Source organism: Mycobacterium sp. pR1184 (genome assembly GCF_041287235.1).
In the GTDB taxonomy this organism is placed as follows: domain Bacteria; phylum Actinomycetota; class Actinomycetes; order Mycobacteriales; family Mycobacteriaceae; genus Mycobacterium.
Window position 1 is genome coordinate 40,226 of record NZ_JBGGKR010000017.1, and the last position, 26,590, is coordinate 66,815.

A 26,590-nucleotide genomic window follows, 5' to 3' on the forward strand; every position below is an offset into this window, starting at 1 on the left:
GGGATTTTCGAGCACTGCCAGAGCTGCCTTAGCGAATGCTCAAAGAGCCGGCACTAGCCGAGCACTTTGCCGATCATCGGGGGCAGCTGATCGGCGACCATCGGGTAGCTCAGCGGCGAGGCGAAGGCGATCGCGCCGGCCTGGTCCTTGGTGGTGAAGACATGGCGGTTCTGCGCGGTCGCCTGCGATCCGGCGACCTCGGGGTCGGCCAGCAGTGCCTTCTGCTCGTCGGAACTCTCGGTCGTCCAGATCACCACGTCGGCGGAATCGAGCACCGTCTTGATCTGGTCGCGCGGGATGACGGCGCGGTGATCGCTGACGAAAGGCTTGATGCTGTCGGCGATGACCAAACCCATCTGGTTGAGGAAGTCGGTTCGCCAACCCGCCGCGGTGGCGACCACGGTGCCGCGGAACAGGGTGCCCTGCATCAGCAAGGCGCGCTTGGTCTTCCACTGCGGGTGATTCTGGGCGACGGCAACGAACTGCTTGTCGACGCTATCGATGAGCGCCTTCATCTGGTCGGCCTGAAACACCGCTTGGCCGACCGCGGTGGCCTGGTCCTTCCATGGCTCGAAGAACGCGTCGCCGTCGGACTGTGCCACGGTCGGGGCGATCGCGGCCAGCTTCTTGTAGGTGTCGGCATCCAAGCCGGCGTTGATGGCGACGATCAAATCGGGCTTCAGGCCGGAGATCTGGTCGACGGGTATCCCGTTGTCCAGGTTCAACACGACCGGTTGTGCGCCGCCGAGCTTGGGCTGGGCCCACGGCCACACCGCGAACGGCTGGTCACCGAACCAGTTGGTCACCGCGATCGGTACGACGCCGAGGGCGAGCAGGTCGTCTTGCTCGGTGTAGCCCGCGCTGACCACACGCTTGGGCGGCGTCTTGATGACGGTCTGACCGAAAAGATGGGTGATCGTCACGCCTTCGCTGCCGGGAGCGCTCGCCGTCGGTTTCGGGTCCGAGCAGCCCGCCGCCGTCCCCGCCGCCACGGCGGCCGCGGCGGCACCGGCGAGCTGCAAGAACCCCCGCCGATTCCATCCCTGTCGCATCGCGTGAGAGTATCGCGTCGCCGACGCTGACCTGCATCGCCGCACGGTTTTGCCGCTCACCGCAGTGGCATGCCAGCGTCGACGAAGTCCAGGGCCCGATAGATCGTCGCGGCCGTCGGTGGCGCGTTGTCGGCGGCGGCCATCATCGCGCCGGTCAGTGCCCCGGCGAACACCCGGACTTCGAAATCGTCTGTGGGACGGCCGATTCGGTGCCCGATCATCTCCGCCACAACGTTGACGGTGCGGTAGTACTCGTCGTACATGGCGGCCTTGAGCTCGGGTATCGAGAAGATCAGTCGCTGTCGGGTGTTCTCGAAATCCAGCTGTTCAGCGGGCAGAGCGGCCATGACTTCGGTGTAGGCCCGGCGGATCGCCTCGGTGGGCGACAGCTCGGGCGGCTGCGCCTCGAACGCCGCGAAGATCAGCGGGTCCAGGTCGTCGGCGAGCAGCAACGACTCCTTGGACCCGAAGTAGCGGAAGAAGGTGCTGGGTGACACGTCGGCGGCCTCGGCGATCTGTTCGACGGTGGTGGCCGCATAGCCTTGCGCATCGATCAGGCGAAACGCCTCGCGCCTGATGGCCTGGCGGGTCTTGAGCTTCTTGCGCTCCCGCAGGCCCAGGGGCTGATCAGTCGCGGGCATCGGGTAATTCTCCCGCACCCGCGGCGCCCGGCCGCGAACCCGGCGGCGTGTATCCGTCCCAGGGACTGTAATCGGCGATCAGCTCTTCCTGCGGCGGGCGCTGGTCGACCGGAACGTGCTGCAGGTTGATCCGGATCCGGTACCAGATCGAACTCGGCCCGCGCATGCCGTCGACCAGCACATCGGCCGGCGCCAACCGCTCGGCGACGGCGGGATAACGGCCGCGCCAGGTATCCAGCGCGCCCATCGCCTCGTCCTTGGTCTTGGTCCGGGCGATCTCGATCAGTGGCATCGAGGACCGGCGGCGGCCGTCGGCACTTTTCGCCGCCCCACGCGGCGCCCGCTCCGGGGGGCCCATTTCCTCGGCCAGCATCAGCAGCCGGTCCAGGTCGCCCACCGCGTCGTCCATCCCCACCCATGGGTCGCCGATCCGGGCGAACCGGTCGGGAACGGTGGCGATCGTGAACGTCTCCGGCCGGCAGCCGGCGACCTCGTCCCAATGCAGCGGCGTCGACACCCGGGCATCCGGAGTGGCCCGCACCGAATAGGCGGACGCGACGGTACGGTCCTTGGCGTTCTGGTTGAAGTCGACGAAGACGCCCTCGCGCTCTTCCTTCCACCAGCGGCTGGTGGCCGCGCCGGGCACTCGCCGCTCCACCTCACGGGCCACGGTCTGGGCGGCCAGCCGGACCTGACGGAACTCCCAGCGCGGCGTGATCCGGGCGTAAATGTGAAAGCCGCGCGACCCGGACGTCTTGGGCCACCCGACCAGGCCATAGTCCTCCAGCACCTCGCGGGCCACCAGGGCCACATCGACGATGCCGTGCCAGTCGACCCCGGGCATCGGGTCCAGGTCGACGCGCAACTCGTCGGGATGATCGAGATCGGTGGCGAGCACCGGATGCGGGTTGAGGTCCACACAGCCCAAGTTGACCGCCCACGCCAGCCCGGCGGCGTCGTGGATGACGGCCTCGGCGGCCGACGTGCCCCGCGCGTAATGGAGCTCGGCGACGTCGACCCAATCCGGCCGCTTCGTCGGCGCACGCTTCTGGAACACCGCCTCTTCCGAGATTCCCTTGACGAAGCGCTTCAGGATCATCGGCCGCCCGGCCACACCCCGCAACGCGCCGTCGGCGACCGACAGGTAATAGCGGACCAGGTCGAGCTTGGTGTAGGGCCCGGTCTGTCCATGGGCTTCGAACACGACCTTGTCGGGGTGGGTGATCGTGACGTGGTGCCCGGCAACCTCCATTGACACCGGACCGGTCATGGCGTTCATCGTAATTACGGGAAAATTTTCTGGCCGCGTTGCGACCCGCGTCACATATGGTGAGGTTATGCCTAACCTTCCTGGCCTGCCCGGGCAAGCCGTTTCCAAGGTCCAGCAGTACGTCGAACGCGGTTCGGCGGAGCTGCATTACGTGCGCAAGATCTTCGAGGCCGGCGCCTTCAAGCTCGAGTCGCCGCTGAAGACCGCCGCGATGGCAACCGACATCGCCAAGTGGGGCGAGTTCGGCATGCTGCCCTCGCTCAACGCCAGACGGACTCCCGACCGCGCGGCGTGCATCGACGAGGACGGCGAGTTCAGCTATCGCGAGCTCGACGAGGCCGCCCACGCGGTGGCCAACGGCCTGATCGAAAAGGGCGTCAAGGGCGGCGACGGCGTCGCCATCCTGGCGCGCAACCACCGCTGGTTCATGATCGCCAACTACGGCGCGGCCCGGGTCGGTGCCCGCATCATCCTGCTCAACAGCGAATTCTCCGGACCGCAGATCAAAGAGGTGTCCGAGCGCGAAGGCGCCAAGGTCATCATCTACGACGACGAATACACCAACGCCGTCAGCAAGGCCGAGCCGGAACTGGGCAAGTTGCGCGCACTCGGTGTCAACCCGGACAGCGACGAGCCCTCCGGCAGCACCGACGAAACCCTGGCAGAGCTGATCGCCCGCAGCAGCAAGGAGCCCGCCCCCAAGGCCAGCAAGCACGCGTCGATCATCATCCTGACCAGCGGCACGACCGGGACACCCAAGGGCGCGAACCGCAGCACCCCGCCCACCCTGGCTCCCGTCGGGGGCATCCTGTCGCACGTTCCTTTCAAGGCCAACGAGGTCACCTCGCTGCCGGCGCCGATGTTCCACGCCCTCGGCTACCTCCACGCCACCATCGCGATGTTCCTGGGCTCGACGCTGGTACTGCGGCGCAAATTCAAACCGCCGCTGGTGCTCGAGGACATCGAGAAGCACAAGGTGACGGCCATGGTCGTGGTTCCGGTCATGTTGTCCCGCATCCTGGACACGCTGGAGAAGATGGACTCCAAGCCCGACCTGTCCAGCCTGAAGATCATCTTCGTGTCCGGCTCCCAGTTGGGCGCGGAGCTGGCCAACCGCGCACTGAAGGACATCGGTCCGGTGGTCTACAACATGTACGGCTCCACCGAGATTGCGTTCGCCACGATCGCGCGGCCCGAGGACCTGGAGAAGAACGCGTCGACGGTCGGGCCGGTCGTCAAGGGCGTGAAGGTCAAGATCCTCGACGACAACGGCAACGAATTGCCGCAGGGCGAGGTGGGACGCATCTTCGTCGGCAACGCCTTCCCCTTCGAGGGCTACACCGGCGGCGGGCACAAGCAGATCATCGACGGCCTGATGTCGTCGGGCGACGTCGGCTACTTCGACGAATACGGCCTGCTGTATGTCAGCGGCCGCGACGACGAAATGATCGTCTCCGGTGGCGAGAACGTGTTCCCCGCGGAGGTCGAGGACCTGATCAGCGGACACGACGCCGTGGTGGAGGCGACCGCGATCGGTGTCGAGGACAAGGAGTGGGGCCACCGGCTGCGCGCGTTCGTCGTGAAGAAGGAAGGCGCCGAGGTCGACGAGGACACCATCAAGGGATACGTGCGCGACCACCTGGCCCGCTACAAGGTGCCGCGCGAGGTGATCTTCCTCGAGGAATTGCCGCGTAACCCGACCGGCAAGATTCTCAAGCGCGAACTGCGCGAAATGCAGGTCGACTAGCCGCGCCGGCAGGACGGGCTAGCGTCGGTCCTGGATGGCCCGGACGATCTGGGCCGCGAGTTTGGGATCGGCCAGCAGCTGGTCGATGAGCGCGGTGAGCACCTCCTGGCCGGTGACCCGGGCGACACCCAATTGGTCGGCGGCTTCTCGCTGCCAGATGTCGAGTGCTCGGTGGGTGGCGGCCGGGAGGTCGACGGTGCGCCGCGTCCGTTGGATGCGGGGGCTTTCGCCCGTGGAGCGTGACCGGGATTCCGCGGAATCGCCGACCATTCGTTGGGGACGCGGCTGACGGAAGCCGGTGAGGCGTTCAGTTGGTGCGCTGTCTCCGGCGGGTGTCGTGGCGGACATCTGCGCTCGGAACGCTGCGGCGCCGGGCCCGATCTGGCCGGGGTTGAAGCTCACTGGGGCGACCGTCCCTCCGGTGGGTGCCAATCAGTAAATCAGTGCTTCCGTGCACGTTGCCTACTGATTGTCTCACTGACACCAGCGTAAGTCCCGTCGCGCGAAGCCGGGTGTGGCGGCAGGCCCGGGGACCGCGGCAGGCCCGGACGCGCGCGGCGGTCCTTACCAGCGAAAATTAAAAAGAGTAGCTGTTGGAAATAGAGAACGCGATCAGTACCGCCATCTAGCGTTTATCTGCTAGGACAACACTATCTGCATGACGAATCTCCTTGCCGTGTAGATTAGGGCCTATTAATTCACAGTAATTGCTGATCTCCTGAATGTAGGATATCCGGAGGTCAGTAGATCAGTAGATGCCATCTGACCTGCTTATAGGTCCGAGTCAGTGCCTACTGATCTCAGTATTGCCGGCTTTCCTGAATGGCGCAGATAAGTATTAAATGAGATACGGATTTGCGTTATTATGGCGTTAATTGCCGCACCGGCTGTTGCAATTAAATTGTTAGCTATTTCACAGCACAATTCTGCGCCATTGCTATTGTTTGCTCAGAAATTTATGCGTAGCGTTTCGAGATGTCGGGGGACAGGGTTCGGAAGGAGCTCACCATGAGGTATTCACTGCGATCGATCCGCGGCGCGGCCGCGGGCGCTGTCGGCGCCGGCGCGGTGGCCGGCGCGATGCTGTTCGGCGGGATGCCCGCGGCGCAGGCCGCGCCCGCGCCCGCCCCTGCCACGACTTTTGACATCGGCGGCCCGCACGGTGGCGCCCCGCTCAGTCCCGGGATCCTTCCCGAGCGGCCGGGCGGCGGACACGGCGGCCACGGTTGGGGTCCCGGCGGCGGGCACGGTGGCTGGGGCCACGGCGGTGGTTGGGGCCGCGGCGGCGGCTGGGACCGCGGCTGGGGCGGTGGCTGGGGCCACGGCTGGGGTCATGGTTGGGGACACCCTGGCTGGGGCTGGGGCAACTGGTGGCGCCCCTGGTGGTGAGCCGCCACGATCGCGGGGCCGGCCAGCCTCGTCCTGCCAGATACACAGGCAGGCCGACCCGCACCTAGGGGGGAACCCACGCCGGTCTGACGACCTCAGACCGGCGTGGCCCCCAAACCAATAGACGTCCATGCCGAACCGGGACCGGCCCCGGTTCGGCATGGATTTTCTTTACGGGTCGCGCGGCAGGCCCAGCAGACGCTCGGCGATGATGTTGAGCTGCACCTCCGAGGTGCCGCCGTAGATCGTGGTCGCCCGGCTAGCCAACAGGTACTCGCCCCACTTGCCCGCCAGCTCGTCGGGGTCGCCGATCGCACCGTCGGTACCGAACGAGGACACCGCGAATTCGGCGTAGCCCTGACCGGTGCGCATCGACAACAGCTTGGAGATCGCGGCGGAGGGCATCGCGTCACCGCCGGCCAGCGTCAGCAGCGTCGAGCGCAGGTTCAGCACCTTGGCCGCATGCCCTTCGGCGATCAACTGCCCGGCCCGGTGCTGGGCGACCTGATCGAATTGGCCGTCGCGGACGAACTCGACGAACTGGGGCAGGGTGGCCAGGAAATTCGCGTCGCTGCTGCCGATCGACACCCGCTCCGCGGTCAGCGTGTTGCGGCTGACCTCCCAACCGCGGTTGACCTCGCCCAGCACGCACTCGTCCGGAACGAACACGTCGTCGATGTAGACGGTGTTGAACATCGCGTTCCCGGTCAGCTCGCGCAACGGCTTGACCGTCACACCTTCGCTGCGCATATCCAGCAGGAAGTAGGTGATGCCGTTGTGCTTGGGTGCCGACGGGTCCGTCCTGGCCAGCAACGCACCCCACTGCGAGTACTGCGCGGCCGTGGTCCAGATCTTCTGGCCGGTGATGCGCCAGCCGCCATCGGTCCGGGTTGCCTTGGTGGTCAGCCCGGCCAGGTCCGATCCGGCGCCCGGCTCCGAGAACAGTTGGCACCAGATCATCTCGCCGCGCAACGTCGGCGGCAGCAGGCGTTGCTTCTGCTCCTCGGTCCCGAACGCGACGATCGACGGGATGATCCACGCGGCGATGCCGACCTGCGGCCGCCGGACCCGTCCGGTGGTGAACTCCTGGGCGATGATGACCTGCTCGATCGGGCTGGACGCCCGGCCCCACGGCTTCGGCAGATACGGCAACACCCAGCCGCCCTCGGCGAGGGCCACGGTGCGCGTCTGGCGATCCATCGCCTTGAACGCGGCGACCTCGGCGCGGATCTCCTCGCGCAGCTTCTCGGTCTCGGGATCCAGGTCGATGTCCACCGGGCGCATGCCGGTGGTGGTCGCGGTGTTGACCACCTTCTGCGGGTAGTCCGAGCTGCGACCGAAGCAGGCGGCCAGCATCAGCGCGCGGCGGTAGTACACATTGGTGTCGTGCTCCCAGGTGAAGCCGATACCGCCGTGCACCTGAATGCAGTCCTGGGTGCAGCGCTGGGCGGCCGCGGGCGCCAGGGTCGCGGCCACGGCGGCGGCGAACTCGACGTCCGGCGAGGCTTCGTCGATCGCGCGCGCCGCGTCCCACACCGCCGCGGTGGCCCGCTCGGTGTCGGCGATCATCTCGGCGCACTTGTGCTTGATGGCCTGGAACTGGCCGATCGGCCGGCCGAACTGCTCCCGGATCTTGGCGTACTGCGCCGCCGTGTCCGTTGCCCAGCGGGCCACGCCGATCGCCTCGGCCGACAGCAGCGTCGACATCAGCGCGTAGGCGGTCGTCATAGTCAAGGTGCTCAACAGGGCATCCTCGCCGACCTCGACGGCGTCGGCGCGTACATGGGCGATCGGCCGCAGCGGGTCCAGGCTTTTCACCGGCTCGATCTCGAGCTCCTCGGCGCGCAGCACCACCCACTCGTCGCCGCTGTCGATCGCCACCGGCAGCACCAACACCGACGCCTGGGCCGCGGCCGGAACCGCGCGGACCTCGCCGCGGATCACCAGCACCCCCTCGTCCTCCGGGCCCTTGCGGGTGGCGGTCAGCCCGGAGTCCAGCGCGTAGGCGGCGATGGCCGCACCGGACGCCAGCTCGGCGAGCACCTTGGCATCCGGGTCGTGCGACGCGATCAGGGCACTGGCGATCGCCGACGGCACGAACGGCCCGGGCACGGCGCCGTAGCCGAACTCGGCCAGCACGATGGCCAGCTCGAGCAGGCCGAAGCCCTGCCCGCCGACCGCCTCGGAGAGATGCACGCCCTGCAGGCCTTGCTCGGCGGCCGCCTGCCAGTACGGCGGCGGGTTCTCGACGGGGGTCTCCATGGCCGCGTGCAGCACCTCCGACGGCGCGACGCGTGCCACCAGGGACCGCACCGAATCGGCCAGGTCTTGATGCTCGGAATTTATTGCGATCGGCATTGGTCGCCTTCCCATGCGTTCGGGGCTCGTTTCGGCCAAGCACTCTTCAATCTAATAACCGGTGGGTTGGTTGACTACAGGGGTCACCAGGTGGGCCAACGGCTCGCCGTCGCGCAGCCGGCGGCAGTTGGCGACGGCCTCGACCAGATAGCGCCGCATCGTATCGACCGTGTACCAGGTGACGTGCGGCGTCAGCACGACGTTGTCCAGGCCGAACAGTGGATTGTCGGGCGCGGTCGGCTCGGTCTCGAAGACGTCGAGGCCGGCGGCGGCCAGTCGTCTGTCGCGCAGCGCGCCGGCCAGCGCGTCCTCGTCGACGATGGCACCGCGCGACGTGTTGACCAGCACCGCGCTCGGCTTCATCACGGCGATCACATCCCGGTTGAGCAGGTGCTGGGTGTCGGGCGTCAAAGGCAGGTGCAGCGAGACGATGTCGCTGGCGGCCAGCAGGTCGGTCAACGGGCGCCAGCCGGGATGTCCGTCGTCGCGGGTGCTGGTGTGCAGCACCTCGGCACCCATCGCACTGACGATGCCGTCGACCCGCTTGGCGATGTTGCCGTAGCCCACCAGGCCGACCGTGCAGCCACCGATGTCGCGGACCGTCTCGCCCAGGCCCGGATCGAGCGGCCAGCCACGCCCCTGCCGGGTGGCGCGGTCCAGCTCCGGCAGCCTGCGCAGGGCGGCGAGCATCAACAGCACGGTTCCCTCGGCCACCGACGGCGCATTGGCCCCGGGCATGTTGGCGACCGCGATGCCGCGGTCGGTCGCGGTCGCCACGTCGATGGTGTTCACCCCGGCGCCGAGCTTGTGCACCAGTCGCAGCTTCGCCCCGCGTTTCAGGTCTTCGCCTGACAACGGCCGTAGTACATGCCAAATCACGTCGGCGTCGGGCAGCTCGCGGTAGAAGCCGGCGTCGTCGTCGGCGGCACACCAGCGAATGTCGAGCCAATCTGCTTCGGCTGCAAGGAAATCGAGGACTTTGTCACCGGGAACGAAGTGGGCGAGAACTCTCAGCGCCACCGCTTGCTGATCCACCTGGCGATGGTATCCGCCTGCTCGCTGCGCGCGCCGGGGGTGGTGAAGTAGTGGTCGCTGTCGATCGAGACCTGCAGCTTGTCGGTGCTCGCGAGCGCGTCGTAGATGCGTTGGGCGTCAGACGGAAACACGCCGGTGTCTGCCTCGGCGTTGATCACCAGGGCTGGGCAGGCGACGCGGCTCAGGTGCGGCTCGGCCCGGGTTTGCGCCACCCGCAGGCTCCACATGCCCAACCAGCTCCGCAGCGTGCAGGACGCGGCGATGCCTTGTGCCGATCGGTTGGCCTTGGCCGGCACGCCCGCGTAGCACAGGTTAGGCAAACGCTTGGTGGGCTCGATCGTGGGATCGACCATGCGGGGATCGGCCCAGGTTCGCATCACCGAGAACGGCCTATCCGAAAAGCCCGCTGCACGAACACGTTTGAGTTCCGTCTCGGCCCAGTCGGTGATGGCGTGGTTGCGCGCGAGCTGCGCCGAGCGGTATCGGGCGATGAACTCCGGGGGGTACGGCGGGCCGTTGACCTCGTTGAACAGGTCGAGGTCCGCGTCGGTGGCGACGGGGTCGTTTTCGTCGACGACGGCGGCATCCATCCAGGCGGTCAGCACCTCCGGGCGGCCGGGATGCGCCGCGGTGGCGACATAACCGTCGGCCGGCAGCAACTCCGTCAGCCCGCTCGCCGGCCGCATGCCGGGCAGCGGGGTCACATTCGGCTCGACGGCCTGCGACTGGTAGGCGGACATCAACGATCCACCTCCCGAATTGCCGAGCAGTACAACGGTATCCACGCCCTGAACCTCGCGTAGCCAGCGCACACCCACGCCGATGTCGACCAGCGCGTGGTCGAGCAGGAAGTTGTTCTCGAAGCCGCGGAACCTGGTGTTCCAGCCGAGGAATCCGATACCGCGAATCGCCATGTAGTCGGCGAGATAGTGCTCGGAGAAGTCGATCTGATAATGCGTGGCGATCATGGCGACCTTGGGCTTGCGTCCTACGCCGCGGTGATACAGCCCCTGACAGGGGTGCCCGCCCGCGCCGGCGCGCCCGGCGGTGGGCGACTGGAGGCCGACGAACTCGCGGACAACCCCTGCGCTGCCGCTGTTAGGCGTCAATTCAGTGACCTTCCGTCGAGTAGATCGCCCGGTAGTAGATGTTCGCCAGGGTTTGGATGCAGGCCTGGTCGTCGAGGTCCGCGTCGGTGGATCGGCTGAGCTGGATGTAGCAGAACTGGTTGAACATCGCCACGATCGCTTCGGCGATCAGCTGCGGATCATCGCCCGGGCAATACCCTTGGGTTTGCGCGCGACGGACTGTTTCAGCGATGAAAGAGATTGGAATTCCACAGATTTCGGCCCAGTACTGCGCGAAGTCGTCGTTGACCATCGCCAGTTGGGACACACTGATCACCTCGGCCAGCCGGTTGCGGTAGGTGTGCCAGTGCGCCGCGGCAGCCTCGTGGGCGCGTTCGCGGTTGGACAGGCCATGCCCGGTGACCGAGCGGGCGCGCTTGTTGGCCTCGTCACGAAAGCGCAGCGCCCACTGCCGGACCATCGCCTCTTTGGAGTCGTAGTAGTTGTAGAAGGAGGCCGGCGAGCGGCCGGCTTCCGCGGCGATATCGGCAATCGTCGTCGCCAGAATTCCCTTGCGCGCGATGACCGTTCGTGCGGCCGTGTCGATCGCCGCCTGTGTTCGCCGACCGCGGTGCGTCGGGAATTCGGCCGGCCGGCCGGCCCGGCCGTCAGCTGCCGCCGCGATCGACACCCGTTATTCCTTCCTGGAGTGAAACTGAATCTGATGTTAGATTCAGTTCTATTGATTGGCCAGGCCCAACGCGCCGGCAATCGACGGGAGCCGCAACATGATCAAGCCCGACAATCCCAACGCCGAATTCGAACTCGGCGGAATCAATCATGTCGCGCTGGTGTGTTCGGACATGGCTCGCACGGTGGACTTCTACAGCAACATCCTCGGCATGCCGCTGATCAAGTCGCTCGATCTACCGGGTGGCGCCGGCCAGCACTTCTTCTTCGATGCGGGCAACGGCGACTGTGTCGCCTTCTTCTGGTTCGCCGACGCACCCGACCGCGTCCCGGGCGTCTCCTCGCCCGGCGCGATTCCGGGTATCGGCGACATCACCAGCGCGGTCAGCACGATGAACCATCTCGCCTTTCACGTCCCGGCCGAGAAGTTCGACGCCTACCGGCAGCGGCTCAAGGACAAGGGCGTACGAGTCGGTCCGATACTCAATCACGACGAGAGCGAGATGCAGGTTTCGGCGACGCTGCATCCCGGCGTCTATGTGCGCTCGTTCTACTTCCAGGACCCTGATGGGATCACGCTTGAGTTCGCCTGCTGGGTCAAAGAATTCGGCGCGAGCGATGCCCAGGCTGTTCCCAAGACGGCGGCCGACCGGCGACCCCGGGAGCACGCCGTAACCTAATCGGCAAACCGTTGCCGAGCCGGGGGGAGTCGATGATGACGGACGGTGTTTTGACCGACGAGCAGATCGCGGCGCTGACACCCGCGCAGCGGCGAGACTTGATCACGCGGCTGGAGGCACCGCTGTCGGAGGTGATCGACCCGGCGGTGATCGCCCGGATAAGACGTCTGCGGTTGGGCCTGATGATCGGTGGTTCGATCGCGATGATTCCCTGGCTGGCCTACCTCGCGCTGACGCTGCCCGATAGTTACGTCGCGCACAACTGGGTACTGACCTGGGTGGGCTTCGACATCCTGCTGGTCGGATTCATGGTGGCGACAGCGGTTTTCGGTTACTTCCGCCGCCAGGTGTTGCTGTTCGCGGCCTTCACTTCCGGCGTGCTGCTGATCTGCGACGCATGGTTCGACCTGATGACCGCCGGGCCCGAAGACATCTGGCTGTCGGTCGTGACCGCGTTGGGCATCGAGGTGCCGCTGGCAATTTTCATGATCCGCGGCGCCCAGCGCATCATGCGGCTCACGATGTTGCGTCTGTGGCTCCTGGATCCCGGGATGCGGCTGTGGCAGTTGCCGTTGTTTCCGTGACCCCGTACAGCCGCGGACGGGCGAGTTCGTCGAGCAGCACGGCCAGCTGATCGACGAGTTGATCGGGCTCCAGCACCACGTCGCCGACCAGCCAGGCGCTGATCATCTGCCCGACGCCGCCCACCGCGAAGTGCGCGCCCGCCTTCATGCTGTCGTTGGCCGGAATCCGCAGCATGTCGCCGCCATGCTGGCCCAGCAGCATCGCGAACAGCGCGGTGGATTCGGCGCGTTTGCGCACGATCACGGCATCGGCGAGCTGGGTGCTGAACAGCAGCCGTCCGACCCGGGGATCCTCGGCGATGGTCCGCACGATGTTGGCCATGCCGGCCCGGGACTGTTCGGCTATCGGCACCGCCGCGACCGCGGCCTGGGTGGTGGCGGCCAGGTCGGCGATCACCGAGTCGAATACCGCGCTGACGAATCCGTCTCTGTCGCTGAAGCTTTCGTAGAAGTAGCGAGGGGTTAGGCCGGCGCGGGTGCAGACCGCGCGAACGGTCAACGCCGAGGCGTCCTGCTGGTCGGCGCCCAGCAGATCCAGGCCTGCGGTCAACAGCCGGCCCCGTCGCTGCGCCAGTCGGCGCGCGGCGTCGACGCCGCGGTAAGGGCGCTCGCTGGGGGTCTGGTCCATGAGCACCATCTTGACACCGGCCCGGTGCGCCGACAATATCAGGAAACAAGCGTTGTCACATTTAGCGTACGGAGCGGCGGAAGGGTTCCCGCATGGCAATACACGAGACGGTTCAGCACCTCATTCCGCACGTCGAGCGCCCGATATCCGACCCGCCGCGGCCTCAGTCGAGGCGACGCAGCCGGCTGGTCCCGGACGACTACGCCCTAATGGGTGTGGCGCTGCTGGCCGGTCCGGCCAACGTGATCATGGAGCTGTCGATTCCCGGCGTCGGCCACGGCGTGGCGGAAAGCCGCGTCGAGAGCGGCCGCATCGACCGCCACCCGATCAAGCGGGCCCGCACCACCTTTACCTACATCGCGGTAGCCACTGCCGGGACCGACGAGCAGAAGGACGCCTACCGGCGCGCGGTCAATCGTTCGCATGCGCAGGTGTACTCCAGGCCCGGCGACCCGGTGCAGTACAACGCGTTCGATCCGGAATTGCAGCTGTGGGTGGCGGCGTGCATCTACAAGGGCGGCGTCGACATCTATCGCACCTTCATCGGCGAGATGCGCGAGGAGGACGCCGAACGGCTCTACCGCGACAGCATGTCGCTGGGCACCACCTTGCAGGTGCCACCCCAGATGTGGCCGGCGGACCGCGCGGCGTTCGACAAGTACTGGCAGGAGTCGCTGGAAAAGGTGCACATCGACGACACCGTCCGCGAGTTCCTGTACCCGATCGCCGTGTCCCGGGTGCGCGGCGTGCGCCTGCCGCGGCGGGTTCGCGAACCGCTGGAGAATTTCAACCTGCTGATCACCACTGGCTTTCTGCCGCAACGGTTTCGCGACGAAATGCGGTTGCCGTGGGATGCCGCCAAGCAGCACCGCTTCGACCGGCTGATGTCGGTCCTGGCGGCGGTGAACCGGATGCTGCCGCGCGTCGTCCGGGAGTTTCCGTTCAACCTGATGCTCTGGGACCTGGATCGCCGGATTCGGACGGGTCGTCCGCTCGTCTAGGGTGCGGCGGGGCCGCAGTACCAGGTCCTGTTGATAACGACAATCATTTTCATTAGGCTCCTCGGAAACTTTCCAGTCCCTCTCAGCCGAGGAGTTGTGGTGATGTCGTATCTGGTTGTCGGTGGTTGCTGGAGATGACGGTGCCGATGTGGATGGCTGCACCGCCGGAGGTGCATTCGGTGTTGTTGAGTAGTGGTCCGGGGCCGGCGTCTTTGTTCGCTGCGGCGGCGGCGTGGAGTTCGTTGAGTGTCGAATATGCTTCGGCTGCGGCCGAACTCGGCGAGGTTCTGGCATCGACGCACGCCGGGGTGTGGCAGGGGTTTGGCGCCGAGTCTTATGTGGCCGCCCATGGTCCGTTTCTGGAGTGGTTGATGCAGGCCAGTGCGCACAGTGCCGCCGCGGCCGCACAGCATGAGACGGCGGGCACGGCGTACGTTGCGGCGCTGGCGGCTATGCCGACCGTGGGTGAGTTGGCCGCTAACCATGTTGTCCATGGTGCGTTGATGGCGACGAATTTCTTTGGCATTAATACGATTCCGATCGCGGTCAACGAGGCCGACTACGCGCGGATGTGGGTGCAGGCTGCCACCACGATGACGACCTATCAGGCCGTCTCGACCGCGGCGGTCGCGGGCACGCCGCAGACCGACCCGGCCCCGCAGATCCTGCGATCCGAGGTCGGCGGCCAGCACGACCATGAGCACGAGGACGGCGACGATCACGAGGGCCACGACCACGGCTTCGACAGCCCGCTCAATCAGTTCCTCGCCCAGATCCTGCGGCTGTTCGGACTCGATTGGGATCCCGTCGAGGGAACGCTGAACGGGGTGCCCTTCGACGACTACACGAACCCTGGCGACATCCTCTGGTGGGTAGTTCGAGCCCTCGAGCTGTTCACCGATTTCCAGCGCTTCGGCACCCTGTTGCAGGAAAACCCGGCGGCGGCTTTCCAATTCATCACCGACCTCGTGCTGCTGGACTGGCCGACTCACCTGGCCCAGCTCGGCAGCTGGTTGCCGGCGCAGCCGCAACTGTTCTTGGTCCCGATGCTGATCGCCGCCGCTCCCTTGGGCGCCGTGGCCGGATTCGCGGGTCTGGCCGGGCTGCCGCCCGCTGCCGCGCCCGCGATGGCCCCGGCCCCGCCCGCCGCACCTGTGCCCGACTTGCCGGCGGCGCTGGGAACGACACCCATCGCCGCCCCGGCCGCCACCGCGACCCCACCGGCACCCGCGCCTGCTCCCGCGGCGAGTGCGGTCGCCGGCGCGGCGCCGCCCGCGCCAACGGCTTCCCCGGGCGCCGGCTTTGCGCCCCCTTACTTCGTCGCGCCACCGGGCATCGGGTTCGGTTCCGGGATGAGCGCTGGCGCGGCCGCTGCGGCGAAAAAGAAAGCATCAGAACCGGATTCGGCGTCCGCAGCCGCCGTGGCGACCGGCCGCGAGCAGGCCCGGGCCCGGCGCCGGGGGCGGGCGCGGCAGCGCGGCCACGGTGACGAGTTCATGGACATGAACGTCGACGTCGACCCGGACTGGGGTGGGCCGGCGGTGTCGGAGGCGTCGGGCAGCGGCGCCGGGAATCTCGGGTTCGCCGGCACGGTGCGTAAGGCAACCGCCGAGGCGGCGGGCCTGACCACTCTGGCCGTGCGTGAATTCGGGGACGGGCCCCGGATGCCGATGCTGCCGGGCAGCTGGGACTCGGAGGGCGGTGAAGTGCCGCACGACGGCGGCGACTAGGGCTCGATGCTTGCCGTCGGCCGCGACTTCACTGCGCCGTCGAGGGTTGCAAAGACCGGCTGGCCGCAGCCAATCCCGGTTGACCCCAGGCGGAAAGGTGTGTCGGCGCGGCGGCGTACTGTCGGTTGAGTGCGTAGCGAAGGTGACACCTGGGACATCACAACGAGCGTCGGATCGACGGCGCTATTCGTAGCGACCGCGCGGGCGTTGGAGGCGCAGAAGCCTAACCCGCTGGTAGTGGACTCGTATGCCGAGGTTTTCTGTCGTGCCGTCGGTGGCTCGTCCGCTGACGTTCTCGACGGCAAGGAACCCGACCACCCGCTCAAAAGCGCCGACTTCGGCGAGCATTTCGTGAACTTCCAGGCCGCTCGCACGAAGTACTTCGACGATTACTTCCTGCGGGCCGCCGACGCCGGTGCGCGCCAGATCGTCGTGCTGGCTGCCGGCCTCGACTCGCGCGCCTACCGGCTGGACTGGCCCGCCGCGACCACGATCTTTGAGCTGGATCGCCCGCAGGTCCTCGATTTCAAGCATGAGGTGCTCGCCGGCCACGGCGACCAGCCGCGCGCCGAGCGGCGAGAGATCGCCGTCGACCTGCGTGACGACTGGCCACAAGCGTTGCGGGACAGCGGCTTCGACCCCGCCAAGCCGTCGGCGTGGATCGCCGAGGGCCTGCTGATCTACTTGCCGGCCACCGCGCAGGAGCAGCTGTTCACCGGCATCGACAGCCTGGCCGGACACGGCAGCCATGTCGCGGTGGAGGATGGCGCACCGCTGCAGCCCGACGAATTCGAAGCCGCCGTCGAAGAAGAGCGTGCGGCCGGCGCCCAGGGCGAAAAGCGGCTGTTCTTCCAGTTGGTCTACAACGAGCAACACGCCCCGGCCACCGAATGGTTCGGCCAGCACGGCTGGAAGGCGGTCGGCACCCCGCTGGCCGATTACCTGCGCCAGGTCGGCCGCCCGGTCCCCGGACCGGACACCGAAGCGGGACCGATGATCGCCCGCAACACCCTGGTCAGCGCCGTCCGGGCCTGAGCTCGCCGCCGTAGTCTCGTGCGGCCCCTGGCCGCGCCTTACTCTGAGCTTTCGATGAGTTGAATCGGCGCGGGAACTATTGCGCGCTGCTCGCCGACTACTAACGGGCTGATAGGTGTGCCGTCCACTGCCCGGGCGTCGCCGATTCCGGCCAGGCGAGGAGTGCGGGGATGGCGCTGTCGTTGCCGTGCTCGATCGGCGGCCGAAAATGACGGCACCGATATGGATGGCATCGCCTCCCGAAGTTCACTCCAGCCTGCTGAGCAGCGGTCCGGGACCCGGTGGTTTGCTGGCTGCCAGCGTCGCGTGGGACTCGTTGAGTACCTCCTACGCCGAGACCGCGGACGAACTCTCAACGATCTTGGCCAACACGCAGGCCGGGGCGTGGCAGGGCCCCAGCGCCGAGGAGTATGTGGCTGCCCATGCGCCTTACCTGGCCTGGCTGACGAAGGCCGGCGCCGACAGCGCGACGATGGCGGCGCAGCACGCGACGGCGGCAGCCGCCTACACCGCGGCATTGGCCGAGATGCCGACGCTGCCCGAATTGGCCACCAACCACGTAGTACACGGCGTCTTGGTGGCGACCAATTTCTTTGGGATGAACACGATTCCGATCGCGGTCAACGAGGCGGACTACGCACGGATGTGGGTCCAGGCTGCGACCACGATGTCCACTTATCAAGCCATCACCAGTACGGCGCTGGCGGCCAGCCCGCAGGCCGATCCGGCGCCGGTGATCATGCACGCCGCCGACGACGACGGCGAAGGTGAAGGTGACGGCGACGATGACGACATCGTCGACGACGACTCCGGCAACCCCTACCAACTGAGTTGGTGGATCAACCGATTCCTGGAGATATTTCAGACCTTCGCGCGCGACCTGAAGGATTTTCAGACGGACCCAATCGGGTCCATCCTTCATCTGCTCGCCGACCTCGGTCCCCTGATCGCCGATGAGCTCGGTCACGCGCTCGAGGCCTTTCAAGCATTCGCCCCGCAAATCGCGATCATCGTGGCGACCTCCACTCTCGGATTCGCCGGAGCCCTGGCGAGCCTGGCGTCGCTGGCCGCGATCCAGCCTCAGGTTGCCGCGGCTCCGGCCGTGGTGGTTCCCACACCAGCGCCGGCGACGCCGAGCACGCACGCGGCGGCGAGCTCGCACACTGTGGGCGCGCACGCCGCCCCGAAGCCGACCTCCGCCGCAGCCGCCGCGGCCGCGCCCGCGACCGCGCCGGCGCCCGCCTCCGCAGGGCCACCGCCGCCCGCCGGTATCGAGGGTGCCGCCTACCCCTACCTGGTCGGCGGCCCCGGGATCGGGACCGGCTCGGGTGTCCGCAGTGGCGCACGGCGCCACGCTCTGGCGCCCGATTCCGCGGTGGCCGCAGCAGCGGCCGCGGCGTCGGCGCGATCTCAGCGGCAGGGGCGTCGGCGCCGAAGCGCGGGGATGAACGCCGGCCAGCGCGGCTACCGCTACGAGTTCGTGGAATCCGACGGCGATTCGTTCGTCGACGAGCGGGCAGTCGACGGCCCGACCACGCCGTCCGGGCAGGGAGCGGGTGCTTTGGGGTTTGCTGGGACCGTCCCCAACGATGCCGTTGCGGCAGCGGGATTGGCGACGCTGGAAGGCGACGGCTTCGGGAGCGGCACGTCGGTTCCAATGGTGCCCGGAACCTGGCAGGTACCCAGCGATGACGGACTGACGTGAAACGCGCGGCGCCAGAACCGAGCGCGTGCCCAACAGGGAACTTTTCCGGTCCAGCAGCCGACTATTAACTGCCTGCTCGCGGCGCCGCTAATCAGTGAAGGCGGTCGCCCGCGCCCCACCCGATCGGTTAGGAGTCGCTGCTGTGACCGCGCCGGTTTGGATGGCTGCAACCCCGCGCCGGCGTTCGGCGATCGCTGACCACTGCGACTCCGAGTCGGCCCCGGGCATTGCGGCCAGGCCTACTTCCAGCGCCGGTGCGCGGGGCGGGCTCAACCCGTCGCCGAAGGCGTCGGGCACCTGGAGGAACCCTTTGCTATTGAAAACCATTTTCAGTAAGCTCTGGCGTCGACACAGAGTGCGGCCAACGCCACAACTGGAGAGGTGGGCTGGTGATCGGGCAGAAAACCCAGTTCAAGGTCGGTATTCGGGTCGGCAGGTGCTCAGTCGGACGGCCGCGAGAGCCTCGACACTTAGCTTATGCAATGCTAACTTCAGCAAATTAAGTTAGGGGAGACTATCTTCATGGAAAATAGCGGCCGTGGAACTCGGTGACAGCGGTGTGCTCGCAGTCCAGCCCGGCACTTCCCGGGTGGACACCAGAGTCGACGGCGACGTCGTCAGCCGGTTTGCGACGTGCTGCCGCGCCCTCGGTATCGCGGTCTATCAGCGTCAGCGCCCGGCCGATCTGGCTGCCGCTCGCTCGGGCTTCACGGCGCTGACCCGCGTCGCCCATGACCAGTGCGACGCGTGGACCGGGCTCGCGGCCGCCGGCGACGCGTCCTTGCGGGTACTAGAGGCGGTGTCGCGCACCGTGGCCACGGCCGGCGTGCTGCAGCGACAGACCGATCTGGCGCCCGGCGCTCTGGGCTTCCGCTACGACAGCGGACTGTATTTACAGTTTCGCGCCAGCAATGCGGACGAGTTTCACCTCGCCTTCGCCGCCGCCCTGGCAACGGTAGGTCGGTTTGCCGAAGCCAACGAGATCGTCACCGGGCTGACCGCACGCCGCCCGAGCTGGCGTGAGGCGCGGTGGATCTCCGTCGTCATCAACTACCGCGCCGAGCGGTGGTCCGACGTCGTCAAGCTGCTGACCCCGATCGTCAACGACTCCGATCTGGACGCGGCCTACGCGCACGCGGCCAAGATCGCGCTGGGAACCGCGCTGGCCCGGCTGGGCCTGTTCGCCCCCGCGCTGTCCTACCTCGAGGAGCCGGAAGGCCCCGTCGAGGTGGCCACCGTCGATGGGACGTTGGCCAAGGCGCTCGTGCTACGTGCACACGTCGACGAAGAGTCGGCCAGCGAAGTCCTGCAGGACCTGTACGCCGCACACCCGGAGAACGAACAGGTCGAAACTGCTCTGACCGATACCAGTTTCGGGATCGTGACCACCAATGCGGCTCGCATCGAGGCCCGCACCGACCCGTGGGATCCGGAAACCGAGCCCAGCGCAGAGGATTTCGTCGACCCCGCCGCGCACGAACGCAAGTCCGTGCTGCTGCAGGAGGCCGAACGTCAGCTCACCGAGTTCATCGGGCTCGAAGAGGTGAAAAACCAGGTATCCCGGCTCAAGAGTTCGGTGGCCATGGAGCTGGTGCGCAAGCAGCGCGGCCTGCAGGTCGCACAACGGGCCCACCACCTGGTGTTCGCCGGGCCACCCGGGACCGGTAAGACCACGATTGCGCGTGTGGTTGCCAAAATCTATTGCGGCCTAGGCCTTTTGAAGAAGGAAAACATCCGCGAGGTGCACCGCGCCGACCTGATCGGTCAACACATCGGCGAAACCGAGGCCAAGACCAACGCGATCATCGACAGCGCGCTGGACGGGGTGTTGTTCCTGGACGAGGCCTACGCCCTGGTGGCCACCGGCGCCAAGAACGACTTCGGCCTGGTTGCTATCGACACGCTGCTGGCCCGCATGGAAAACGACCGGGACCGGCTGGTGGTGATCATCGCCGGTTACCGGGCAGATCTGGACAAGTTCCTGGACACCAACGAGGGTCTGCGGTCGCGCTTCACCCGCAACATCACCTTCCCGTCGTACAACTCCCATGAGCTGGTCGAGATCGCGCGCAAGATGGCCGAACAACGCGACAGCATCTTCGAGCAGTCTGCGCTGGACCACATGGACGACCTGTTCGAGAAATTGGCGACGGCCACGACCCCCGACTCCAACGGCGTCGAGCGGCGCAGCCTCGACATCGCGGGTAACGGTCGTTTCGTCCGAAACATCGTCGAGCGCTCCGAGGAGGAGCGCGAATTCCGGTTGGACCATTCAGAACAAGCGGGAACCGGCGCGTTCACCGATGAGGAGCTGATGACGATCACCGACCGAGATGTCAGTAATTCGGTGGAGCCGCTGTTGCGCGGGCTCGGGCTCTCGGTGCCGTCATGACCAATCCCGAACCTCAGGACGAGCGGCGTTCCTTCTCGTCGCGTACCCCCGTCAACGACAATCCCGACAAGGTGGTCTACCGCCGCGGATTCGTCACCCGGCATCAGGTGACGGGGTGGCGTTTCGTGATGCGCCGCATCGCCTCGGGAATCGCGTTGCACGACACCAGGATGCTGGTCGACCCGCTGCGCACCCAGTCGCGCGCGGTGTTGATGGGCGCCCTGATTCTAATCACCGGGCTGGCTGGTTGTTTCGTGTTCTCGCTGATCCGGCCCAACGGTCAAGCGGGCAGCAACGCGGTGCTCGCCGATCGGGACACGGCCGCCCTGTATGTGCGCATCGGCGACGAACTGCACCCGGTGCTGAATCTGACCTCGGCGCGGCTGATCGCCGGCAAGCCGGTCAACCCCGCCACGGTGAAAAGCAGTGAGCTGGACCGGTTTCCGCGCGGAAATCTGATCGGCATCCCGGGGGCACCAGAACGCATGGTGCAGAACGCATCTCATGACGCGAACTGGACGGTGTGCGACGCGGTCAGTGAGGCGGCCCAGGGATCGCACGCCGTGCACAGCACCGGCGTTACCGTGATCGCAGGTCCGCTCGACAGCAGCGGTGCCCGTGCGGCCACCATCGCGCCCGCCGACGCAATCCTCGTCGAGTTCACCGGCGACAAGGGCACTAGTACCTGGCTGCTGTGGAACGGCAAGCGCAGCCAGATCGACCTGACCAACCACGCGGTCACCAACGCGTTGGGGCTCAGTGCCGACGTGCCGGCACCACGGCCCATCGCGGCGGGGTTGTTCAACGCGATCCCCGAGGCGCCGGCGCTTTCGGCGCCCGGCGTCCCGAATGCCGGCGCTGCGGCGAACTACCCGGTCCCGGCCCCGATCGGGTCGGTGGTGACGTCCTACGGCGTCGACCCGGGCAACGTGCGTTACTACGCGGTGCTGCCGGATGGCCTGCAGCCGATCTCGCCGGTGCTCGCCGCGGTCCTGCGCAACACCAATTCCTATGGCCTGGACCAACCCCCGCGGCTGGGCGCCGACGAGGTGGCCAAGCTGCCGGTGTCGCGGATGCTGGACACCACGCGCTTTCCGGATCGTCAGATCGCCCTGGTCGACGCGGCCAAGAATCCGGTCGCCTGCGCGTACTGGAGCAAGCCGGCCGGGGCCGCGAGCAGCTCGCTGACCCTGCTGGCGGGTTCCGCGCTGCCGGTGCCGGAGTCGGTTCGCACCGTGAACTTGGTCGGCGGCGGCACGCAGGGGATCGCCACCCGGGTGGCCCTGGTGCCGGGCACCGGCTACTTCGCGCAGAGCGTCGGCGGCGCAGCGACGTCGCCGGGCGCCGGCTCACTGTTCTGGGTGTCCGACACCGGCGTGCGCTACGGCATCGACAACGAGGCCGAGAACGCCGGGCACGGCAAAACCCTTGAGGCCCTTGGCTTAACCCCACCCTCCGTTCCCATTCCCTGGTCGATACTGTCGCTGTTCGCGACGGGCCCGACGCTATCGCGCGCCGACGCGCTACTTGCACACGACGGGTTGGCGCCCGATAGCAAGCCCGGACGTCCGGTTTCGGCCGAAGGAGGACCCCGATGAGCCGACTTATCTTCGAAGCCCGCCGGCGCCTGGCGCCGCCGAGCACCCGCCAGGGCACCATCACCATCGAGGCGCCGCCCGAGTTGCCGCGGGTGATTCCGCCGTCGTTCCTGCGCCGCGCCATGCCTTACGTGCTGGTGATTTTGATCGTCGGCATGATCGTCGCGCTGGTCGCCACCGGGATGCGGGTGATTTCCCCGCAGACCTTGTTCTTCCCATTTGTGTTGCTGCTGGCCGCAACCGCGCTCTATCGCGGCAACGACAACAAGATGCGCACCGAGGAGGTCGACGCCGAACGCGCCGACTACCTGCGCTACCTATCGGTGGTTCGGGACAACATCCGCACCCAGGCCGCCCAGCAGCGCGCGGCCGCGCAGTGGTCGCATCCCGAGCCGGCAGCTTTGGCGACGGTGCCCGGCTCTCGCCGCCAGTGGGAACGTGATCCCCACGACCCCGACTTCCTGGTGCTGCGGGCCGGACGTCACCAGGTCCCCCTGACCACTGCCGTACGGGTCCAGGACACCGCCGACGAAATCGATCTGGAACCGGTGTCGCACAGCGCATTACGCAGCCTGCTCGACACCCAGCGCATCGTGCGCGATGTGCCCACCGGAATCGACTTGAGCAAGGTTTCCCGGATCACCGTCCTCGGTGAACCCGACGAGGTGCGCGGTGCGCTGCGGGCCTGGGTCGCTCAGGCCGTCACCTGGCACGACCCGACCGTGCTGGGGGTGGCGCTGGCCACCCGCGATCCGGAGAACCGTGACTGGTCCTGGCTGAAGTGGTTGCCCCACATCGACATTCCCGGCGAGGTGGACGGTGTCGGCCCTGCCCGCTTCCTGTCCAGTGATCCTGAAGAGCTGGTCGCCCTGCTGGGCCCGGCGCTGGCCGACCGGCCGGCGTTCACCGGCGAGCCGGCCGACGCGTTGCGGCACCTGCTGATCATCATCGACGACCCGGAATACGACGTGAACGCCTCGGCGCTGGCACTCGGACGGGCCGGCGTGACCGTGGTTCACCGCACCACGACATCGCCTCACCGCGAACAGTATTCAGATCCGGAAAAGCCGATTCTGCGTGTCGTCGGGGGGGAGCGCCGGGCGATCCAGCGGTGGCAGACCGGCGGCTGGCAGCCCTTCATCGACAACGCCGACACGCTCGGCGCCGACGAGGCCGCCCACCTGGCGCGTCAGTTGTCGCGCTGGGATTCCAACCCGACTCACACCGGGCTGCGCTCGGCGGCCACCCGGGGTGCCACGTTCACGACGCTGCTGGGTATTCCGGACGCGTCACAGCTCGATGTGCCGACGCTGTGGGGGCCGCGGCGTCGCGACGACGAGTTGCGGGTGCCGATCGGTGTCACCGCGACGGGCGAACCGCTGTACTTCGACCTCAAGGACGAAGCCGAGGGCGGGATGGGTCCACACGGCCTGATGATCGGTATGACCGGTTCCGGCAAGTCGCAGACACTGATGTCAATCCTGTTGTCGCTGTTGACAACTCATTCGGCAGACCGGCTCATCGTGATCTACGCCGACTTCAAGGGTGAGGCCGGGGCCGATAGCTTCCGGGACTTCCCGCAGGTCGTCGCGGTGATCTCGAATATGGCCGAGAAGAAATCGCTGGCCGACCGTTTCGCCGACACGCTGCGCGGCGAGGTGGCACGGCGCGAAACGTTGCTGCGCGAGGCCGGCCGGCGGGTGCAGGGCAGCGCGTTCAACTCGGTGGTCGAATACGAGAACGCTCGGGATTCCGGCGCCCCCGGCGCCGAAGACCTGCCGCCGATCCCGACGCTGTTCGTGGTCGCCGACGAGTTCACGCTGATGCTGGCCGACTACCCGGAGTACGCAGAACTGTTCGACTACGTGGCGCGCAAGGGCCGCTCGTTCCGCATCCACATCCTGTTCGCGTCCCAGACGCTAGATGTCGGCAAGATCAAGGACATCGACAAGAACACCTCGTATCGCATCGGTTTGAAGGTGGCCAGTCCCAGCGTTTCTCGCCAGATCATCGGCGTGGACGACGCCTACCACATCGAATCGGGTAAAGAACACAAGGGCGTGGGCTTCTTGGTGCCCGCCCCCGGCGCCGCCCCGATCAAGTTCCGCAGCACCTACGTCGACGGCATCTACGAGCCGCCGCGCACCGCTAAAACTCTTGTGGTGCAGTCTGTTCCACAGCCGCAACTGTTCACGGCCGGACGGGTCGAGCCCGATCAGGGCACGGTGATCACCGGAGCCGACCAAGACGAGTTCGCCGGTCCGCCGCGCAAGCTGATCGCGACCATCGGCGAGCAGCTGGCGCGCTACGGTCCTCGGGCTCCGCAGCTCTGGTTGCCGCCGCTGGACGAGCCGATCCCGTTGACGACTGTGCTGGCGAACGCCGCTGTGCCGGAACGGCAATGGCGTTGGCCGCTCGGTGAGATCGACAAGCCGTTCGAGATGCGCCGCGACCCGCTGATTTTCGACGCCACGTCGGCGTCGGGTAACATGGTGATTCACGGCGGCGCGAAGTCCGGTAAATCGGCTGCGCTGCAGACGTTTATCCTCTCCGCGGCCAGCTTGCATTCGCCGCGCGACGTCACCTTCTACTGCCTGGACTACGGCGGTGGTCAGCTGCGTGCGCTGGAAGACCTGGCGCATGTCGGCAGTGTGGCGTCACCGTTGGAGCCCGAGCGCATTCGCCGCACCTTCGGCGAGCTCGAGCAGCTGCTGATTTCCCGGCAGCACCGCGAGGCGTTCCGCGACAAGCACGGTTCGACTCACGACGATGGCTTCGGTGAGGTGTTCCTGGTCATCGACAACCTCTACGCCTTCGCCCGGGACAACACCGACCAGTTCAACACGCGTAACCCGTTGCTGGCCAAGGTGACTGAGCTGGTCAACGTCGGCCTCGCGTACGGCATCCACGTGATCGTCACGACCCCGAGCTGGCTGGAGGTGCCGTTGGCGATGCGGGATGGCCTCGGACTGCGGCTCGAGCTCAAGCTGCACGACGCGCGGGACAGCAACGTGCGGGTGGTCGGGGCGCTACGCCGCCCTGCTGACGCCGTGCCCGCAGACCAGCCGGGTCGCGGGTTGACCATGGCCGCCGAGCACTTCCTGTTCGCTGCCCCGCAACTGGACCAGGTGGCCGCGATCAACGCCCGCCACCCGGGTATGGCCGCACCGCCGGTTCGGCTGCTGCCGACCAACCTGGCACCGGATGCCCTCGAGCCGCTGTATCGCGGACCGGAACAGGTCGTCATCGGGCAGCGCGAAGAGGACCTGGCGCCGGTCGTGCTCGACTTCGCGGAGAACCCGCTGCTGATGGTGTTCGGCGACAGCAAGTCGGGCAAGACCACCTTGTTGCGCCACATCATCCGGACCATCCGCGAGCACTCTACGTCGGATCAGGTGGCGTTCACGGTGCTGGATCGACGGCTGCATCTCGTCGAGGAGCCGTTATTCGGCGACAACGAGTACACCGCGAACATCGACCGGATCATCCCGGCGATGCTGGGCCTGTCCAACATCATCGGATCGCGCCGTCCACCGGCCGGCTTGTCGGCAGCGGAGTTGGCGCGATGGAGCTACCAGGGTCACACCCACTACCTGATCATCGATGACGTCGACCAGATTCCGGACGCGCCGGCGATGAGTGGCCCATACATCGGACAGCGGCCGTGGGCCAGCCTCATTCCGGAGCTGAGCCAGGCTGCCGATCTGGGGCTGCGGGTGATCGTGACGGCGCGGGCCACCGGCTCGGGACATGCCCTGATGACCAGCCCGCTGCTGCGCCGATTCAACGACTTGCAGGCAACCACGCTGATGCTGGCGGGCAACCCGCAGGACAGCGGGAAGATCCGCGGTCAACGATTCGGCCGGCTGCCTGCCGGACGGGCAATTCTGTTGGGAGACAACGAAAGCCCGACGTATGTGCAGTTAGTCAACCCGTTGGTTGGCGAGTCTGTTGTAGGGGGAGCCGACGAAGGTTTCGCCCGCTGATG

The 26,590-nt window shown here is 67.0% G+C and carries 21 protein-coding genes; 11 read left to right on the top strand and 10 right to left on the bottom strand.

The annotated features are described in order from the left end of the window. Window positions 1-53: 53 nt before the first annotated feature. The 3 genes from ACAG21_RS24850 to ACAG21_RS24860 are packed head-to-tail and all read right to left on the bottom strand — an operon-like array spanning window position 54 to window position 2,972. Window positions 54-1,052, bottom strand: a complete 999-nt coding sequence (locus tag ACAG21_RS24850; RefSeq protein WP_370498919.1) for an ABC transporter substrate-binding protein — start codon at window positions 1,050-1,052, stop codon at window positions 54-56. 56 nt (window positions 1,053-1,108) lie between these two features. Next, window positions 1,109-1,693, bottom strand: coding sequence for a TetR family transcriptional regulator (locus tag ACAG21_RS24855; protein WP_370498920.1), 585 nt, complete (start codon window positions 1,691-1,693; stop codon window positions 1,109-1,111). Further along, window positions 1,680-2,972 carry a DNA polymerase domain-containing protein gene (locus ACAG21_RS24860; protein WP_370498921.1) on the bottom strand — a complete coding sequence of 431 codons (1,293 nt, stop codon included), beginning with the start codon at window positions 2,970-2,972 and terminating at the stop codon, window positions 1,680-1,682. Before ACAG21_RS24860 ends, ACAG21_RS24855 begins: the two co-directional genes overlap by 14 nt. Window positions 2,973-3,030: 58 nt before the next feature. Here ACAG21_RS24860 and fadD2 point away from each other — a divergent pair, with 58 nt between their 5' ends. Beyond that, window positions 3,031-4,710, top strand: a complete 1,680-nt coding sequence (gene fadD2, locus ACAG21_RS24865; protein ID WP_370498922.1) for a long-chain-fatty-acid--CoA ligase FadD2 — start codon at window positions 3,031-3,033, stop codon at window positions 4,708-4,710. 18 nt (window positions 4,711-4,728) lie between these two features. Here the strand turns inward: fadD2 and ACAG21_RS24870 are convergent, their stop codons facing one another. Continuing rightward, the gene (locus tag ACAG21_RS24870) at window positions 4,729-5,112 is read right to left on the bottom strand and encodes an ATPase (RefSeq protein ID WP_370498923.1); all 384 of its coding nucleotides are present in this window, start codon (window positions 5,110-5,112) and stop codon (window positions 4,729-4,731) included. Between the two features lie 606 nt (window positions 5,113-5,718). On the opposite strand from ACAG21_RS24870, the gene ACAG21_RS24875 reads away from it, so the two are divergent. Next, window positions 5,719-6,099 (top strand): hypothetical protein, encoded by a 381-nt coding sequence (locus ACAG21_RS24875; protein ID WP_370498924.1) that lies wholly within the window; start codon window positions 5,719-5,721, stop codon window positions 6,097-6,099. Window positions 6,100-6,270: 171 nt separating this feature from the next. Here ACAG21_RS24875 and ACAG21_RS24880 read toward each other — a convergent pair whose 3' ends face one another. The 4 genes from ACAG21_RS24880 to ACAG21_RS24895 are packed head-to-tail and all read right to left on the bottom strand — an operon-like array spanning window position 6,271 to window position 11,244. Further along, window positions 6,271-8,457 (bottom strand): acyl-CoA dehydrogenase, encoded by a 2,187-nt coding sequence (locus ACAG21_RS24880; protein WP_370498925.1) that lies wholly within the window; start codon window positions 8,455-8,457, stop codon window positions 6,271-6,273. A gap of 51 nt (window positions 8,458-8,508) precedes the next feature. Beyond that, complete coding sequence (locus ACAG21_RS24885; RefSeq protein WP_370498998.1) at window positions 8,509-9,471, bottom strand: 2-hydroxyacid dehydrogenase; 963 nt, start codon at window positions 9,469-9,471, stop codon at window positions 8,509-8,511. After that, entirely contained in the window at window positions 9,468-10,601 is a 1,134-nt protein-coding gene (locus tag ACAG21_RS24890) for an alpha/beta hydrolase (protein ID WP_370498926.1), read from the bottom strand. Before ACAG21_RS24890 ends, ACAG21_RS24885 begins: the two co-directional genes overlap by 4 nt. A 1-nt stretch (window position 10,602) precedes the next feature. Beyond that, window positions 10,603-11,244: a TetR/AcrR family transcriptional regulator gene (locus ACAG21_RS24895; protein WP_370498999.1), complete on the bottom strand. Its 642-nt coding sequence runs from the start codon at window positions 11,242-11,244 to the stop codon at window positions 10,603-10,605. A 103-nt stretch (window positions 11,245-11,347) separates the two neighbouring features. Here ACAG21_RS24895 and ACAG21_RS24900 point away from each other — a divergent pair, with 103 nt between their 5' ends. Together ACAG21_RS24900 and ACAG21_RS24905 are read left to right on the top strand one after the other, a co-directional pair. Then, the gene (locus tag ACAG21_RS24900; protein WP_370498927.1) at window positions 11,348-11,929 is read left to right on the top strand and encodes a VOC family protein; all 582 of its coding nucleotides are present in this window, start codon (window positions 11,348-11,350) and stop codon (window positions 11,927-11,929) included. 35 nt (window positions 11,930-11,964) lie between these two features. Beyond that, window positions 11,965-12,513 carry a hypothetical protein gene (locus tag ACAG21_RS24905; RefSeq protein ID WP_370498928.1) on the top strand — a complete coding sequence of 183 codons (549 nt, stop codon included), beginning with the start codon at window positions 11,965-11,967 and terminating at the stop codon, window positions 12,511-12,513. Here the strand turns inward: ACAG21_RS24905 and ACAG21_RS24910 are convergent. Beyond that, complete coding sequence (locus ACAG21_RS24910) at window positions 12,446-13,150, bottom strand: TetR/AcrR family transcriptional regulator (protein WP_370498929.1); 705 nt, start codon at window positions 13,148-13,150, stop codon at window positions 12,446-12,448. The two genes, ACAG21_RS24905 and ACAG21_RS24910, sit on opposite strands and share 68 nt — an antisense overlap. A gap of 83 nt (window positions 13,151-13,233) precedes the next feature. Between ACAG21_RS24910 and ACAG21_RS24915 the strand changes: the two genes are divergently transcribed. The 4 genes from ACAG21_RS24915 (at window position 13,234) to ACAG21_RS24930 (ending at window position 18,612) form a co-directional block, all read left to right on the top strand. After that, on the top strand, window positions 13,234-14,142 hold the full coding sequence (locus ACAG21_RS24915; protein WP_370498930.1) for an oxygenase MpaB family protein: 909 nt from the start codon (window positions 13,234-13,236) through the stop codon (window positions 14,140-14,142). Window positions 14,143-14,276: 134 nt separating this feature from the next. Further along, a complete protein-coding gene (locus ACAG21_RS24920; protein ID WP_370498931.1) occupies window positions 14,277-15,872 on the top strand; it encodes a PPE family protein in 1,596 nt (531 codons plus the stop codon). Window positions 15,873-16,001: 129 nt separating this feature from the next. Then, on the top strand, window positions 16,002-16,907 hold the full coding sequence (locus ACAG21_RS24925) for a class I SAM-dependent methyltransferase (RefSeq protein ID WP_370498932.1): 906 nt from the start codon (window positions 16,002-16,004) through the stop codon (window positions 16,905-16,907). A 208-nt stretch (window positions 16,908-17,115) separates the two neighbouring features. Then, window positions 17,116-18,612 (top strand): PPE family protein, encoded by a 1,497-nt coding sequence (locus ACAG21_RS24930; protein ID WP_370498933.1) that lies wholly within the window; start codon window positions 17,116-17,118, stop codon window positions 18,610-18,612. A gap of 87 nt (window positions 18,613-18,699) precedes the next feature. Here ACAG21_RS24930 and ACAG21_RS24935 read toward each other — a convergent pair whose 3' ends face one another. Then, the gene (locus ACAG21_RS24935; protein WP_370498934.1) at window positions 18,700-18,939 is read right to left on the bottom strand and encodes a hypothetical protein; all 240 of its coding nucleotides are present in this window, start codon (window positions 18,937-18,939) and stop codon (window positions 18,700-18,702) included. A gap of 211 nt (window positions 18,940-19,150) precedes the next feature. Between ACAG21_RS24935 and eccA the strand changes: the two genes are divergently transcribed. Genes eccA through eccCa form a run of 3 tightly spaced genes read left to right on the top strand, consistent with a single transcriptional unit; the run spans window position 19,151 to window position 26,588 of the window. Continuing rightward, a complete protein-coding gene (gene eccA / locus ACAG21_RS24940) occupies window positions 19,151-21,004 on the top strand; it encodes a type VII secretion AAA-ATPase EccA (RefSeq protein WP_370498935.1) in 1,854 nt (617 codons plus the stop codon). Next, entirely contained in the window at window positions 21,001-22,602 is a 1,602-nt protein-coding gene (gene eccB / locus ACAG21_RS24945; protein ID WP_370498936.1) for a type VII secretion protein EccB, read from the top strand. The genes eccA and eccB overlap by 4 nt, the downstream gene beginning before the upstream one ends. After that, window positions 22,599-26,588, top strand: coding sequence for a type VII secretion protein EccCa (gene eccCa / locus ACAG21_RS24950; RefSeq protein ID WP_370498937.1), 3,990 nt, complete (start codon window positions 22,599-22,601; stop codon window positions 26,586-26,588). The genes eccB and eccCa overlap by 4 nt, the downstream gene beginning before the upstream one ends. Window positions 26,589-26,590: the final 2 nt, after the last annotated feature.

Bases quoted from the DNA above. Each gene is read 5' to 3' on its own strand.
- ACAG21_RS24850 (WP_370498919.1), bottom strand. From the start codon at position 1,052: ATGCGACAGGGATGGAATCGGCGGGGGTTCTTGCAGCTCGCCGGTGCC.
- ACAG21_RS24855 (WP_370498920.1), bottom strand. From the start codon at position 1,693: ATGCCCGCGACTGATCAGCCCCTGGGCCTGCGGGAGCGCAAGAAGCTC.
- ACAG21_RS24860 (WP_370498921.1), bottom strand. From the start codon at position 2,972: ATGAACGCCATGACCGGTCCGGTGTCAATGGAGGTTGCCGGGCACCAC.
- fadD2 (WP_370498922.1), top strand. From the start codon at position 3,031: ATGCCTAACCTTCCTGGCCTGCCCGGGCAAGCCGTTTCCAAGGTCCAG.
- ACAG21_RS24875 (WP_370498924.1), top strand. From the start codon at position 5,719: ATGAGGTATTCACTGCGATCGATCCGCGGCGCGGCCGCGGGCGCTGTC.
- ACAG21_RS24880 (WP_370498925.1), bottom strand. From the start codon at position 8,457: ATGCCGATCGCAATAAATTCCGAGCATCAAGACCTGGCCGATTCGGTG.
- ACAG21_RS24900 (WP_370498927.1), top strand. From the start codon at position 11,348: ATGATCAAGCCCGACAATCCCAACGCCGAATTCGAACTCGGCGGAATC.
- ACAG21_RS24905 (WP_370498928.1), top strand. From the start codon at position 11,965: ATGACGGACGGTGTTTTGACCGACGAGCAGATCGCGGCGCTGACACCC.
- ACAG21_RS24910 (WP_370498929.1), bottom strand. From the start codon at position 13,150: ATGGTGCTCATGGACCAGACCCCCAGCGAGCGCCCTTACCGCGGCGTC.
- ACAG21_RS24915 (WP_370498930.1), top strand. From the start codon at position 13,234: ATGGCAATACACGAGACGGTTCAGCACCTCATTCCGCACGTCGAGCGC.
- ACAG21_RS24920 (WP_370498931.1), top strand. From the start codon at position 14,277: ATGACGGTGCCGATGTGGATGGCTGCACCGCCGGAGGTGCATTCGGTG.
- ACAG21_RS24930 (WP_370498933.1), top strand. From the start codon at position 17,116: ATGACGGCACCGATATGGATGGCATCGCCTCCCGAAGTTCACTCCAGC.
- ACAG21_RS24935 (WP_370498934.1), bottom strand. From the start codon at position 18,939: ATGGTTTTCAATAGCAAAGGGTTCCTCCAGGTGCCCGACGCCTTCGGC.
- eccB (WP_370498936.1), top strand. From the start codon at position 21,001: ATGACCAATCCCGAACCTCAGGACGAGCGGCGTTCCTTCTCGTCGCGT.
- eccCa (WP_370498937.1), top strand. From the start codon at position 22,599: ATGAGCCGACTTATCTTCGAAGCCCGCCGGCGCCTGGCGCCGCCGAGC.